General features: G+C 65.5%; 13 protein-coding genes. 6 read left to right on the forward strand and 7 right to left on the reverse strand.

Features of this window, described 5'->3' with window-relative positions; genetic code table 11:
- The first annotated feature begins 73 nt into the window (after window positions 1-73).
- The 6 genes from OG326_RS01900 to OG326_RS01925 all read left to right on the forward strand — a co-directional run bounded on the left by OG326_RS01900 (window position 74) and on the right by OG326_RS01925 (window position 6,071).
- Window positions 74-1,429, forward strand: a complete 1,356-nt coding sequence (locus OG326_RS01900) for a hypothetical protein (RefSeq protein ID WP_327142905.1) — start codon at window positions 74-76, stop codon at window positions 1,427-1,429.
- 120 nt (window positions 1,430-1,549) lie between these two features.
- Window positions 1,550-2,341, forward strand: coding sequence for a TIGR03084 family metal-binding protein (locus OG326_RS01905; protein WP_327142906.1), 792 nt, complete (start codon window positions 1,550-1,552; stop codon window positions 2,339-2,341).
- A gap of 355 nt (window positions 2,342-2,696) precedes the next feature.
- Entirely contained in the window at window positions 2,697-3,515 is an 819-nt protein-coding gene (locus OG326_RS01910; protein ID WP_327142907.1) for a hypothetical protein, read from the forward strand.
- Window positions 3,512-4,711, forward strand: a complete 1,200-nt coding sequence (gene lhgO, locus OG326_RS01915; RefSeq protein ID WP_327142908.1) for an L-2-hydroxyglutarate oxidase — start codon at window positions 3,512-3,514, stop codon at window positions 4,709-4,711. Before OG326_RS01910 ends, lhgO begins: the two co-directional genes overlap by 4 nt.
- A 126-nt stretch (window positions 4,712-4,837) precedes the next feature.
- Window positions 4,838-5,392 (forward strand): SRPBCC family protein, encoded by a 555-nt coding sequence (locus OG326_RS01920; RefSeq protein ID WP_327142909.1) that lies wholly within the window; start codon window positions 4,838-4,840, stop codon window positions 5,390-5,392.
- 10 nt (window positions 5,393-5,402) lie between these two features.
- Window positions 5,403-6,071, forward strand: a complete 669-nt coding sequence (locus tag OG326_RS01925; protein WP_327142910.1) for an RNase H family protein — start codon at window positions 5,403-5,405, stop codon at window positions 6,069-6,071.
- A gap of 241 nt (window positions 6,072-6,312) precedes the next feature.
- Here the strand turns inward: OG326_RS01925 and OG326_RS01930 are convergent, their stop codons facing one another.
- The 7 genes from OG326_RS01930 to OG326_RS01960 all read right to left on the reverse strand — a co-directional run bounded on the left by OG326_RS01930 (window position 6,313) and on the right by OG326_RS01960 (window position 14,389).
- The gene (locus tag OG326_RS01930) at window positions 6,313-7,332 is read right to left on the reverse strand and encodes a hypothetical protein (RefSeq protein ID WP_327142911.1); all 1,020 of its coding nucleotides are present in this window, start codon (window positions 7,330-7,332) and stop codon (window positions 6,313-6,315) included.
- A 138-nt stretch (window positions 7,333-7,470) separates the two neighbouring features.
- Window positions 7,471-8,634: an MlaD family protein gene (locus OG326_RS01935; RefSeq protein WP_327142912.1), complete on the reverse strand. Its 1,164-nt coding sequence runs from the start codon at window positions 8,632-8,634 to the stop codon at window positions 7,471-7,473.
- A gap of 5 nt (window positions 8,635-8,639) precedes the next feature.
- Window positions 8,640-9,752 carry an MCE family protein gene (locus tag OG326_RS01940; RefSeq protein ID WP_327142913.1) on the reverse strand — a complete coding sequence of 371 codons (1,113 nt, stop codon included), beginning with the start codon at window positions 9,750-9,752 and terminating at the stop codon, window positions 8,640-8,642.
- Complete coding sequence (locus OG326_RS01945) at window positions 9,749-10,843, reverse strand: MlaD family protein (RefSeq protein ID WP_327142914.1); 1,095 nt, start codon at window positions 10,841-10,843, stop codon at window positions 9,749-9,751. The genes OG326_RS01940 and OG326_RS01945 overlap by 4 nt, the downstream gene beginning before the upstream one ends.
- The gene (locus OG326_RS01950; RefSeq protein ID WP_327146332.1) at window positions 10,840-11,835 is read right to left on the reverse strand and encodes an MCE family protein; all 996 of its coding nucleotides are present in this window, start codon (window positions 11,833-11,835) and stop codon (window positions 10,840-10,842) included. Before OG326_RS01950 ends, OG326_RS01945 begins: the two co-directional genes overlap by 4 nt.
- Window positions 11,835-12,869: an MCE family protein gene (locus OG326_RS01955; RefSeq protein ID WP_327142915.1), complete on the reverse strand. Its 1,035-nt coding sequence runs from the start codon at window positions 12,867-12,869 to the stop codon at window positions 11,835-11,837. The genes OG326_RS01950 and OG326_RS01955 overlap by 1 nt, the downstream gene beginning before the upstream one ends.
- Window positions 12,866-14,389 (reverse strand): MlaD family protein, encoded by a 1,524-nt coding sequence (locus OG326_RS01960; protein WP_327142916.1) that lies wholly within the window; start codon window positions 14,387-14,389, stop codon window positions 12,866-12,868. Before OG326_RS01960 ends, OG326_RS01955 begins: the two co-directional genes overlap by 4 nt.
- Between the last annotated feature and the right edge of the window lies 1 nt (window position 14,390).

Below are 14,390 nucleotides of genomic sequence, written 5' to 3' on the forward strand. Positions count from 1 at the left end.
CAGCACCCTTCGCCGATGAGAGTGTTGGTTGTCCGTTATCTCACAATCTGCTCGGCCACAGGGGGACGCCACAATGACGACATTGGCCTCGGGTGCTTTCATCGACTGGGAGCAGCTGATCGGCCAGCCGAAACTCGTCGTCGATCTGGTGAGTTTCCCGATCTTCAGCGCCATCGCCGGTTGGCTCACCAACTGGACCGGCGTCCTGATGTTGTTCTGGCCGCTGTACTTTCGCGGATTCCGCGTCCCGGGCCTGGACATCCTCTACCCGTATCTGCCGCGCCGCGTCCAGGTGCTGCCCACCTTCTCCGGCGACGGAAAACAGCTCGGCTTCCAAGGGTTCATTCCCGCGCGCGCCGAAAAGATGGCCAGCATTTGTGTGGATGTCGCCATTATGCGAATCGGCAGTCCCAAGGACTTCATCCACGAACTCGATCTGGACGGAATTTCCGACTACATCGCCGATGTCGGACGCAAACAGGTGCCGTCCATGGTCAACGAGATCATGAAAAGGGAGAACCCGGATCTGTGGGGCGCGGTGCCCGGCGCGGTCCGCAATGTGCTCTACCAGCGGGTGGAGCGCGAACTGCCGACGCTGGCCCGGCGCGCCTTCGAGGAGCTCGGCGACAATGTCGATCAGCTCATCGATATCAAGGGCTTCGTCATCGGGTACCTGCGGGAGAACCCGCACATCCTGAAGGACCTCACCACCACCATCGCCGCGCCCGAACTCAAGTTCATGGTGCGGATCGGCCTGCTCGGCGCACCGTTCGGTCTGCTGCTGGCGCTGTATATGCATGTGCACCAGAGCATTCCGGTGATCGGGTGGATTCCGAACTGGGCGGTCATCCTGACCGCCGCGGCCGCCATCGGCGTGACCGTCAATGTCATTGCCGTCAAAATGGTGTTCGAGCCCGGCGATCCGCAGCCGCGCTACAAGTACCTGTGGAAGCAGGCGCTGCTGGCCAAGCGGCAGCCGGAGGCCGCGGCCGATCTCGCGCATCTGCTGGCCTATCAGGTGCTCACGCTGCCGAACCTGGCCAAGGAACTGCTCGACGGCACCAATGGCGACAAGACCCGGCAGCTGCTGGAGCGGCTCATCTCCGCCGAGATCCACCGGCAGCTCGGGCCCACCCACACCTTTGTCCGAACCGTGTTCGGCGCACGGCAATTCGACAATCTGACCATCGGCGCGGCGGACGCGGCGGCGGGACTGGCCCCGACCCTGGTCGAGGACGAGGAATTCGCGGCCACCCAGGCCAAGAAGATCGACGAATTCGCCGCCCGCAAGCTCAAGCAACTCACCCCCGGCGAGTTCATGGAGATGTTCTACGCCTCCGTGGAACAGGATGCGTGGCTGCTCTACCTGCACGGCGCCGTGCTGGGCCTGGCTGTCGGCGCGGTGCACCTGGTGATTTTCGGCTGGTAGGAGCGCCTCGGTAAATACAAGCACGCACGCTTGCATTTTTTCCACCGCACTGCGATGCTGACCGGCGACGGCATCCGCCATCGGCGTGCGTGCTGTTCCACACTGCGACAAGGACTTGCGATGGCCGACCTCGAAGCGCTGCTCGCCGACCTCACCGCCGAATGCGGTGATCTGGACCGGCTCGTCGCCGATCTGGATCCCGCCGACTGGCAGCGGGACACCCCCGCGGCCGGCTGGACCATCGCACATCAGATCGGTCACCTGACCTGGACCGATCGCGTGGCCGCCGTGGCCGCCACCGACGCCGTGGCCTTCGACGCACTCGTGCAGGCCGCCCTGCCGAAGGCGCTGACCTTCGTGGACGAAGCCGCCGAAGAGGAAGCGAAGACGCCCGCGCCCGAACTGCTCGCGGCGTGGCGGCACGATCGCGAAACGCTCGTACAGGCGCTGCGCACGGTGCCGGCCGGCGCCAAGCTCCCGTGGTTCGGCCCGCCCATGAGCGCGGCCTCCATGGTGACCGCACGGCTGATGGAGACGTGGGCGCACGGCCAGGATGTGGCGGACACGCTCGGCGTCACCCGAGTACCGACCGCTCGGTTGCGGAACATTGCCCACCTGGGTGTCCGGACCCGGAACTTCGCGTACATCACGCACGGCCGCAGCGCGCCCGAGCACGAGTTTCGCGTCGAATTGACCGCACCCGACGGCAGCACGTGGGCCTGGGGGCCGCAGGACGCACCGCAGCGAATCACCGGACCCGCCTTGGACTTCTGCCTCGCCGTCACGCAGCGCCGTCACCTGGACGATCTCGCACTGCAGGTAGAAGGCGCGGATGCACTCGAATGGCTGGGCCTGGCACAGGCTTTCGCCGGGCCGCCCGGAACAGGCCGGACGGCAGGCCAGTTTTCCTGACCTGCCGTCTGGGCATAGAGCGAGCGAGCGCCACCGTAGGTGCGCCGTGCCTGGTGCCGACCGGACGACATTGGCCGGAGGTTCCTCGATGGCAGTCGAGTTGGCGCTCGCCGCTATCCGCTAATTACCCACCCTTTAGACGCCGGAAACATGCTTGTGCGCCGGCAATCGACTTTCTCATTTCGGACTCCTGAGTCCCGCCTGCCGGTACAGTCGCTGTGATCCTGGTCTCGAGGGCGAGGGGTCCTGCCGCGTGCCGCCGTAACCTGGACGGGCGTACGACTTTCAATGGTGCGGGTCGTGGGCGTCGAAAGACGCAGGGGGACCAGGGGAGAGGGAAAGGAACGCACCAGTCATGTCGCATCAACTCGCGACGCAGGCCGCCCGGACGTCTCGGCGCGCAGCACAGGTGCTCCGCTTCAGCGCCGTCGTCACCGCGGGCATGGCCAGCATCGGTCTGACCGTCGCCGCCGGATCCTATGTCGCCAATGAAATGGCCGGAACACAGAAGTCCGGCACCATGCTCACCACACCCAGCCTGGCACACGGGCAATTTCCGCCACCGGTCAACGGCGGCGGCAACCCGCTGCCCGGACCCGTCACGCCGACCGCCGACACCATCGGTCTCGCTTCATTTTTCACCCCGCACAAGACGGAAATGATTGGGCTGGAGCCGATTCCGGCTGTCGAACCGGGCAAATCCGCCGCCGCTCCGGCCGCCGGGCCGCGACCCAGCGCGCTGGCCGGGCAGATTCGGCTCGGCACCGCCTACGTCGGCGCGGCAGTCGTTCCGGCGCAGCTCAATTCGGTGTCGTTCACGCTGGACACCAATGTCTTCGCGACCGTCGCCGACCTGGTGCTGCACAGCCCGCTGGGCCAGCAGCTCGGCATCGGCTCGGATCCGTCCGCCAATACCCAGCTGCGCACCGATGTGGACACCCGGCGCGGCGAGGTCACCGTGACCTTCTCCGATCCGGCCCTCGGACGCTACGGCGTGCAGTTCGCACCGCACACCGCGCCCGCACCGGCCGACTCGGACACGGCGGCCGCCGAGCTCACCCCACCGGTCGCGACCGACCCGGCCGGGGCGACCGGCCAGAGCATCGGCGGCCGGACCAGCGCCCGCACCGGCACGCTCACTACTGACGGAGACTCACACACCGCCACTGTGTGAGACTTCCCGGTGTGTACGACTACTGCGTGATCGGCGGCGGAATCGTCGGGGTGGCCACCGCGTATCGCCTGCTCGACCGGCATCCCGGCGCAAGCCTGCTGCTGGTCGAGAAGGCGGACGCGCTCGGCGTCCACCAGACCGGCCACAACAGCGGAGTCATCCACTCGGGGATCTACTACGAACCCGGCAGTCTGAAGGCGCGACTGTGCCGGGCCGGGGCACAGCAGACCAAGGAATTCGCGGCCGCACACGATATTCCGTTCCGTGTATGCGGGAAACTGCTGGTGGCCACCGATTCCGCCGAACACGCCCGGATGCTGGCGCTCTACGAGCGGTCGGTGACCAATGACGTGGAGGTGGAACTGCTCGACACCGCGGAACTGGTGCGCCGGGAACCGCGGGTGACCGGGGTCGGCGCGCTGTTCGTGCCGAGCACCGGAATCATCGACTACCAGCGCGTCACCGATGCCCTGGCGGACGAGGTGCGCGCGGCCGGGGGTGAGATCGTACTGGGCGCGGAAGTCACCGCCATCGACGAAACCACCGACGCGGTAACGGTTTCCGGGCCCTCGGGTAGTTGGCGCGCGGCGCGGCTGGTGGTGTGCGGCGGACTGCAGGCCGATCGCCTGGCGCGACTGGCCGGGGTGGATACCGATCTGCGCATCGTGCCGTTCCGGGGTGAGTACTACCAGTTGCCGCCCGAGCGCAGCGATCTGGTGCACACCCTCATCTATCCGATACCGGATCCCGAATTGCCGTTCCTGGGTGTGCATTTGAGCCCGACCATCGACGGCGGGCTCACGGTGGGGCCGAATGCCGTGCTGGGGCTGGCACGCGAGGGCTATCGCAAGGGCAGTGTGGATCTGCGGGATGCGCGCGAGATTCTGGGATACCGCGGATTCCATCGGGTGGCGGCGGCCAATGTCCGCACCGGGCTGCGGGAGATGCGCAATTCGGTGTTCAAGCGCGGTTATCTGGCCGAATGCCGGCGCTACTGCCCGGAGTTGACGCGGCAGGATTTGCTGCCCCGGGAGGCGGGTATCCGGGCGCAGGCGGTGCGGCGGGACGGCACGCTCGTGCACGATTTTCTACTCGAACGCACGGCGCGCTCCGTGCATGTTCTCAATGCTCCCTCTCCGGCGGCGACGTCCGCACTGCCGATTGCCGCGCATATCGCCGCGCAATTGGACGCTTGACCATTCTGTGAATTACCGCAATCCGGTTGTGGATGACGGTTACCAGGACTACATATCCGGGTATCCGTTCATTAAATAGGACTGCTGTAGTACTTTTGTTGGCAGCCGTGGGACAGGGAGCAGCCTATGGGCCACATGAAATACGCGAGCGACGTCGGGGCACCGGTGGAGGTCGCGTTCACGTACACGGACAACCATCAGTTCGTACCGGACTGGGCCTTCGCCGTCGCCGCCTTCGAACCACTCGGAGACAGCGATCACGGCGCGGGCACGGTCTTCGCAGCCACGCTGCGAGTAGGCCTCTGGCATCCCACGGTCGAGTGTGAGATCACCGACTACCGCCGGAACGCGGTCATCGAATACACGCTGCGCAGGCGCAGGACGGGGAAGTCAGCGCACGCGCAGAGTGCTGGAACGAGCGAGGGCGGCGGCGGTGTGCAGGACACCGGCGTCTGCTGTTCACCCCTGTGCGTCATCACCCTGCGATTCGATCCGCTGGGCTACGGTCGAGCGGTGCTCACCTCGGAAACCGAGTACTGGACCCCGCGTGGGCTCACCGGCCGCCTGCTCTCCCGAATGCTGGCTGCCGCCGTACAATCGGCCGTGCGACGCACCGAATCGCAATTGCGAAGGGAGATAGAGGAATTCCACGGAACGGATCTTGTCGGCCGGATTGCGTAGGGTTGCGAGCATGATCATCGTGAGCACCGACGGATCGTGCCTGCGTAACCCGGGCGGGGCCATCGGCTGGGCGTGGGTCAATCACGCAGGCGGATCGGCCAGCGGCGGTGCGCCTTCGGGCACCAATCAGATCGCGGAGCTACGTGCCCTATTGGAGGCCATACGCGCGCACAGCAGCTCCGAACCACTGCTCATCGAGAGCGACTCGCTCTATGCGATCAAGTGCGCCTCCGAATGGATCAACAGCTGGCGCCGCAATGGGTGGAAGACCTCCACCGGTGGTCCGGTGAAGAACCTCGAGCTGATCCAGCAGATCGACAGCGCCATCTCCACTCGGCCCGGACCCGTGCGTTTCCGCTGGGTGCGCGGTCATGTGGGCAATTACTTCAATGAGCAGGCCGATCAGCTCTGCGGTCAGGCCGCCCGTGAGGTCGCCGCCTCCGGGGTAGGCACCGACCCGGTGGTGACGGCGCCCGCGCCCATCCCGAGTGAGCCCATCACCGAACCCATTCCGGTGGAACCGACCACCGAACCGATTCCGGTGGTCAGCCCTGTCGAAACGGTTTCGGCTGCTCCCGAAGTCGCGGGAAGCGGGGCGGCGCATCCCGCGCCCGCCACGCCGCGCCGGCGGGTCGCCGCGGCGAAAACTCCGGCGCCCGACGCACTCACCCTGTTCTAGCGAACAAGGAAATTTGGGGGCTTCGCCCCCAAACCCCCTAGGACGGCGAACGCGGACTCCGCCCGGAACCCCGAAAGGACAACGGGCAGGGGCCCGCGACCCGAATGTGGGGGCCCGAGAGTGGGGCCCGAGAACCGCGACCGAATGTGGGGGCCGGAAACCTGCGACCCGAATGTGGGGCTCTACGAATGAGAGCCGCCCCCGGTGATCACTCACCGGGGGCGGCTCTTTTCGGTTCGGACTACTTGGGAGCTGCCGGAGTTGTCGGCGCTGCCGGGGCCGGGGCACCGGGGGTGGCGGGTGCGCCCGGGGTGGCCGGAGCTCCCGGGGTGGTGGGCTGGCCGCTGCCGGGCTGATCGCCGGAGGGGGCGGTGCCGCCGGGGACCAGTGGGTTCTGGGCGTTGTTGCCCTGCGAGGGCAGGTTGTCGAAGTTGGCTACCTTCCACTTGCCGCCGTCCTTCTCCATCTCGGCGATCGCGCCGATGGTGAGGGAGTCGGGCTGCGCGGCGAGCTGGCTGGTGCGATTCTGCGTGAGCACCACCATGACCTTCGCCTTATCGCTGTCACCGGAGACCCAGCCACAGTGAATCTCGCTCAGGGTGGACTTGACCTTGACGCTGACCATGGCGTCGCGGAGGCCGTCGGTGGTGGAGTTGAACATCTTGGCGAAGTCGCCGGTGGAGAGGTTCTTCACGTTCGTGAAGTAGTCGTCCAGGTGCGCCGCGTCGTAATTGGTGACGGTGGTGCCGAAGTCGCAGGCGGTGGCGGTAGCCGAATCACGCTCGGACAATTCGGTACTGCGGTCGCCTGCCTTGAGCCAGAACACCACACCGGCGGCAACGGCCGCGATCAGCACGACGCCCGCGGCGATCAGTGCGAGGACCGGTACGGCCAGGCTGCCGCCGGGAATGCCGGAGCGCTCGGGCTTCTCGGGCTTCTCGGGCTTCTCGGGCTTCGCCGCGGCCTCGACCTTGGCCGACTCCGCTGCGGGTGTGGCGGCAGCGACCGGAACCTCGGCGGCGGGAGCCGCATCCTCGACCTTTGCGTCCTCGACCTTTGCGTCCTCGACCTTTGCGTCCTCGACCTTTGCGTCCTCGGCCTTCTTGGTCAGGTCCGTGGTCTCGGCCGTCTCGCCCTCAGGGGCGGCTGCCGTCTTCTCGGCATCAACCTTTCCCGTGTCGGCATCGCCCCCCGGTGTCACGGCGACGGGCTCGGCGGCCTCGTCATTGTTCTTCTTGTCCTGGGCGGCGTCATCCGACATTGGATCGATCCCCACACTTTCCCGGCGCGCTGCGGACGCGCCAAATAGGTTCAGTCAGGCGAGTATGCCGAACCCGGCAATGAAACCGCCAGGTCGGATTTGTCTCACCGCACCAGCGGTGGAGTTTGTCTGCACCGGTCACTTGATCGGCGGCAGGGTGCGCTCGTTCGGGTCGGCGCCGGCGGGCGGCAGCGCACCGTTGTCCGGGATATCCGGGCGAGGCGCATTGCCGGAGCCGCGAATCTGCTGATCCGCAGGCGCATTGGTGCAGTAGCTGGCCCAGCGCGGCAGGGTGTTCTCGGTCGCGACTTCGGTCCGAACCTTAGCGGTGCTGTAATCGCAGTACGGCCGGGGCCAGATATCCGCGATCGTATAGAACTCGTTGTCGTGGGCGGGGACGCCCATGGCCGAGGTGCCGACCACCAGCGCCGGGAACAGCGCGCGCAGGGCGGGGAGTCGCAATTGCGCGGCCTTGGTGACCGCCGCGAAATTGGTCAGCAGGCTCGACATCGGGTCGGCGGTCTTGTCCAGTACCGCCCCGAGCTGCTGGAACTGCGCCGGAGACTGCTCGAGCAGCTTCTGCAGCTCGGCATTGGCATCGTTGAACTGCTGGAACAGTACGCCCGAATTGCGAGTCAGCGTACCCAGATCCGGCTGCGCCATCGAGGTGGTCGAGGTGATGGTCTGCAGATTCTTGATCAGGTTGACGGTCTGCGGGAGCAGATTGTCCAGTCCGGTGGTGGCCGTGCTGATGCCGTCGATGAGCGAACGCAGCTGGTCGGGCCCGCCGGAGAGCGCGGTGTCCAACTCGGTCAGGATGGTGCTGAACTTATCCGGATCCACCTGGGCGATCAGCGCACTGGAATTGTCCAGCACCGACCACACCGGTGTCGGCGTCTTCACCTTGTCCGGGTCGAACTTCACGGTCGCGCCATTGCCCAGATACGGGGCCTGATCTGACTCGGGCCGGAAGTCCATGTACTGCTCACCCGCGCCGGAGAGCGAGCCCACCGATACCAGGGTGTCGGTGGGGATCTTGTACTTCGTGTCGATCTCGGCGGTGGCGGCGATGGCCGAACCGCTGTCGATCAGCTTGATATCGGTGACCTTGCCGATGCGGTAGCCGCGCAGGGTCACGTCATTGCCGGCCTGCAGACCGCCGGAGCGGTCGAGATTCACTGTCACCCGGTAGGTTTCACGCAGCGGGTTCACGCGCATGACACTCACCGCCAGATAGGCGGCGCCGACCAGCAGGATGAGCACGAGCGCACCGTTGGACACCAGATTCCGGTGCTGCTTCACCCAGTTCACTTGTGGCCCCCGTTGACCCGTCCGTAGATGATCTGCAGCACCTGGATGAGGCTGCCCCCGAAGTCGTTGAGGTCGCGCAGATCCCAGAGTTTGCTGTTTGCCGGATCGGTGAGTGCACCGATGTCGAGCATGGTGGCGGTCGCGGAGACGGCCAGCGTATTGCCCTTGAAGGAGGCGTCGACGGCGGGCCGGATCTCGTGCAGGCCGTCGAGCATGGGCCCGAAGTTCTGCGAGGTCTGCGACAGCGCGTTCATCAACTGGTGCACATTGTCGAGCAGCCCGGCGAGCTGATCGGAGGTGGTGTTGGCGTAATCACCCAGGGCCGCACTGGTTGTCGAGACCTTGGTGAGCAGATCGCCGATGGCCTGGTTGTTCTCGGCGATGGCGCCGATCATGCTGGGCAGGCTGTTCGCCACCTGGCCGAGCTGGTCGTGGTTCGCCTGGAGCGTATCCGCGAGTGAGTCGAAACCGGCGAGCACACTGTCCACCCGCTTGCTGTTGGCATTGAGATTGCTGATGACGCTGGTCATCTGGGTGAGCACGGACCCGAGCTGCTGACCGTGACCGCCGACGATGGAGTCCAGCTCGGAGGTGAGCTTGGACAGGCTGGCGATACCGCCGCCGTTGAACAGCATGGAGATCGAGAGCAGCAGATCCTCGACGGTGGCGCCTGCCGAGGTATTGGTCAGCGTGCCACCGTCTTTGAGCAGCGCCTGGCCGGTATCGGTCTTCGGCTTGGACACCGCCACGAAGACATCACCCAGCGGAGTCGCCTGGCGCAGTTCGGCGGTGGAGTTGGCCGGCAGCGAAATATCCGTGCGGATGGCCAGATCCACATTCGCCTTGAAATCCTTGGTCGTGATCTTGGTGACGACGCCGACGTCGGAACCACCGATCTTGACCTTGGCCTGGTCCGGCAGATTCAGCGCATTGTCGAAAACCGCATGGACCGTATAGGTATCGCCGCCGACGCCGGGCTTGGGCAGCGGCAGTTTGTCCACGGTCAGGGCGCAACCGGACGCGCCCAGCGTGGCCGTGACGGCGAGCGCCACCAGCGCATGACGAGAGCGCCTGGCGAACAGCACCTCTCGGACGAATCGACTACTCATTTGGTCAGTCCCAACATGGCCGCGGTCAGACCGAAGTCAGGTCCGAAATCTTCCATCTTCCCGGTGCGGCAGCCGTCCGACCGCATCTGGATGCGCTCGCAGAAGGTGCTGATGATCTCGCCGGAGAGCGCGGTGCCGATCACGGCGTGCAGGCGGATGAACTGCCCCTGCCGGTTCACCGAGCGATCCAGGTTCTGCATGAGCAGCGGCGCGGTATCGACGACCTCGACCAGGCCGGTCGCGTTGGCGCGCAACTGGTTCGTGACATTGGTCAGACCGGTCAGGGTGCCGTTGAGCTGATCGGCGTACTGCGAGAACGCGCCACTGGTATTGGCCAGGAAGCCGTTCAGCTGATCCAGCGTGGCCTGCAGGCCGGGGGCCTGGTCGGCCAGCAGACCGGTCATCTGGGTGATGTTATTGCTGAAGTCGCGCACCGACTGGTCGTTATCGGCCAGCATGGTGGTCAGCTCGTTCAGCTTGATGATGATGGTCGAGACGGCGTCCTTGTTGTCCACGCCCACCTTCAGCGCACCCGACAGCGCAGTGAGGGTGTCGCGCATCTTCTCGCCGTTGCCGTTCATCATCGGGTACAGCACGCGGCCCGACAGCGGGCCGATGCCGTCCTGCCCCGGCGTCGGCTTGAGCGCCGCGGCGAAGGTGTCGATGGTCTTGATCATCGTGTCCAGCTCGACCGGGGTCTTGGTCTGCTGGGTGGTCAGATGCGAACCGTCCTTGAGAGCGTCACCGCCGGTGTAGCGCGGGGTGAGCTCGATATGCCGGTCGGTGACGATGGAGGGCGAGATCAGCGCGGCGATCACGTTTTTCGGGATCTTCACCCCGCCGTCCACAGTCATATGGACTTCGACGTACTGACCCTTCGGCACGATCTTGTCGACCTTGCCGACATCGAGCCCGAGCACGGTGATCGGATTGCCCTCGAACATGCCCGCGATATTTTCGAAGTCGGCGGTGAAGTGCTGGGTCTGCCCGACCGCATCCTTCACTCCGAGCGGCACGATCGAGCAGCTGCCCACCGCAAGGGCGGCCGCGCCGATCATGGCCAGCTTGGTGATCCTGGCTGCGATTGTCATTTGTGGCACCCCTCGTTCACCTGTACGCCGCACAGCCAGTTGTCCGGGAACAGCCACGGCAGGGCGACCTCGCCGTAATTGCCGTTGCCGAAGGCATTATTGAACGTCCGCACCGACACCGGCATGATCGACAGCAGTCGATCCAGGTTGTCCTTGTTCTTCTGCAGGCCGTCGGCCATGGTGTTGAGCTGCTGCAGGGTCGGGCCGAACTGATTGTTGTTGTCGGCGCCGATCTGCTGCAGCTGCCGGCTCAGGGTCGCGACATTGTCGAGCAGTGAGCGCAGCAGACCCTGTCGCTCCATCACCCGGTTGGCGATGGCCTGACCCTGGGTGATCACCAGCAGCACACTGTTGCTGTTGTCGCCGAGGATCTTGGTCACCCGGTCGAGATCCTTGAGCAGCTTGTCGACCGAATCCTTGCGATCGTTCAGGGTTTTGGCCAGCGCGCCGACGGAATCGAGCGCCTGCACCGTGAGCTGCGGGCTGTCACCCATCTGCTGATTGATCAGATTCAGCGAATCCGCCAGCTTCTTGGTGTCGAGCTCCTCGAACTTCGGCGTGCCCTCCTGCACCACATCGGCCAGGTTGTAGGGAACGGCGGTATTGGACTTGGGGATTCGATTGCCCTTGAGTCCGGAACCGTCGCCCGGCACCAGATCGACGAAGCGGGCGCCCAGCAGGGTCGCCATCTTGATCGTCGCGTGCGCGTCAGGGCCGAACTTCACCGAGTCCTTGACCGAGAGGGTGACCAGCACATGGTCGCCCTCGAGTTCGGCGCCGGAGACGGTGCCGACCGAAACGCCGGAGATGGCCACCTTGTCACCGGTTTTGATGCCGGCGGTCTGCACGAATTCCGCCTTGATGCTGTTCTCACCGATGCCGAGTGACCGGTACACGGTGGAGCCGAGCAGCAGGGCGACGATCAGACCGGCGCCGAACAGACCGAGCCAGAAATTGCGATTGGCGCTGAAGCGAGATTTGAGTTTCGTCATCATGGACGGCACACCGCCGAGTGGGAATTGCCGCCGATCTGGTTGAACAGACCGCGCGGGAAGAGGACACCGTACAGCGAGACATCCAGGCTGCAGATGTAGGCATTGGCGTAGGCGCCGTTCTGGGTGAACTTGCCGACATTGCTCAGGATCGCGGGCAGATCCACGGCCCCCTGATCCAGCTTGGCGCCATTGGCCAGCAGCAGGGTCAGCGCATCCGTGGTGGAGCTCTGCGCCAGCGCCAGCTTGGGCTGGATCAGACCCATCATGGACACCAGAGACGTTGTCGCATCGGCGATCTGCACGGTGGAGGTCTGCAGCGACTGGCCCTGCGCGTAGAGGCCGCCGATCAGCGAGCGGGTCTGGGTCACCAGGGTCTCGAGTTCGTCACCGCGCTTGGCCAGACCGGACATCACGCCGGACAGGTTGGTGATGACATCGGAGAGGATGGCATCACGCCGCTGGAAGTCGCTGGCCAGCGCCGCGGCCTGAGTGATGAAGCCGCTCAGCGAGACTCCGTCACCCTGCAGCGCCTGGATGAAGGTGTTGGAGAGGTCGTTGACCTGCTGCGGCTGCAGCACCTGGAACAGCGGCTGGAAACCGTTGAGCAGTGCGGAGATATCGAAGGACGGCTCGGTGCGTTCCACCGGGATCGCGCCCTTGTTCTGCAGCGGCGTATGCGAACCGCCCGGCTTGGTGTCCGGGGCCAGTGCGACATAGCGCTGGCCGATCAGGTTCTGGTACCGGACCAGCGCCTTGGTATCGCCGTACAGCGTCTGATCCTTCTGCACGATGAAGGTCACCAGCGCCTGGTTCTTCTTGTCCAGGTCGATCTTCTCCACCTTGCCGACGCGCACGCCGGCCATGCGGACGTCATCGCCCGCCCGCAGGCCGAGCACATCGGTGAAGGTGGCGGAGTAGGTGTTGGTGGGTCCGTTGACGGTGCGCGCCAGCGTGTTCCAGATGACCGCGGTCACCAGGATGGCCACGATGGCGAAGATGCCGAACCCGATCAGCGGTTTGCGAATGCTCACTTAGCCGCCCCGCTTTCGGAAACTTGCAACGTTCCACCCCTCAGGATCGAGCTCAGCAGCAGGTATTCGGCCGCTGTCGGACGACGGCCCAGTATCGCGGTGATCGCATCGTCGCCGGTGAAGGAGATCGGTGCGGCCTGCTGCGGCGCCGCGGCCGGATGGATGGGCAGCGCGGCCGGAGCAGCCGGGGCGGCGGGATCGGCCGGTGCGGCCGGAGCCGCGGGATCAGCCGGTGCGGGTGCGGCCGGGAACAGGTTCGGGAACAGTCCCTGCAGCGGGGTGCCCGCGAACGGGTTGTTCGGCTGCGCCGTCTTCGGATCCGGCAGCAGTGAATCGGTGGTGTTCAGACCCGGAATGGTCGGGAAGCCCGGCGGCGCCGGAAGTTTCGGCAGGCCGGCCGCCGAATCGAGCGCCTTGGGCCGCATCGACTCCGGCAGGGTGCCGGGATCGGAGACCAGCGGCGCGGTGGCACAGCTGGGTCCGGCGAGGTCGCCGTAGCGCGGGCAGTCGTCACGGGTGTACGGCTTGTACGGCGTGAAGGTGATGCCCATATTCCAGGCCATCTGACGCTGCGGACCCCAGTTGAAGGTCGAGTTCAGCTTGTGGATGGAGCTGTTGAGGTTCGCGATCGCCTGCGGAATGGAGGACGGATCGTCCGAGAGCGCGCCGAACAGGGCACTGGTGCCCGTGGTGACGTCCTTGCCCAGGTTGGGGTTTCGGGCGAACAGCGAATTGACCTTGTCCACGGTGCCGCTGGCTCCGGTGATGAGCGCGACCAGATCGGCGCGGCGATCGGCGATGGTCTGCGCCGTCTTCACCGAATCGGCCAGCACGCTCATCAATTCCGGTGCGGACTGGTTGAGCGCGTGGAACGAATTGGAGAAATCAGTCAGCGTCGTACCGAGATCGGGGACCGCGCCGCGCACACCCTGCAGCCAGTCGTCGACCCGCACAATGGTGGAGCCGGGCGCGCGGCCGCTGCCGTCGAGCGCGTAGGAGAGCGTGCCCAGTACCCGGCCGAACTGCACCGGATCGATCTTGGTGAAGATATTGCGCACCGTGGTGAGCGTGTCCTGCAGCGCGATGGTGCCTTCGGAGCGGTCCTCGGCGATCTGCGAACCCTCCTTCAGGTGCGCGGAATCGGCTCCGTTGTAGACGAGTTCGACGGAGGTGACGGCGAACAGGTTCGAGGGCACCACGCGCGCGGTCACATTCGCGGGGATGCCGGAGGTGTACTCCGGCTTCATCTCGATGTGCACCTCCTGCGCCGCACCCTGGTCGGCCACCGACACATCCTTGACGGCGCCGACGAGGATGCCGCGGAACTTCACGTCCGCATTGGAGGGCAGGCCGTCACCGGTGGTGGTGAGATTCGCGGTGACATTGACCTTTTCGACGAAGTAGCCCTTGTACCGCGCCATCAGGAAACAGAGGATGATCGCGAAGACGATGAGCCCGGAAACGCCGGCGATGAGCAGCTGCCGCATGGTCGGGCCGCGCCCGCTCGGATCGATGATCATG

Origin of the sequence: Nocardia sp. NBC_01327, assembly GCF_035958815.1 — a bacterium.
In the GTDB taxonomy this organism is placed as follows: Bacteria; Actinomycetota; Actinomycetes; order Mycobacteriales; family Mycobacteriaceae; genus Nocardia.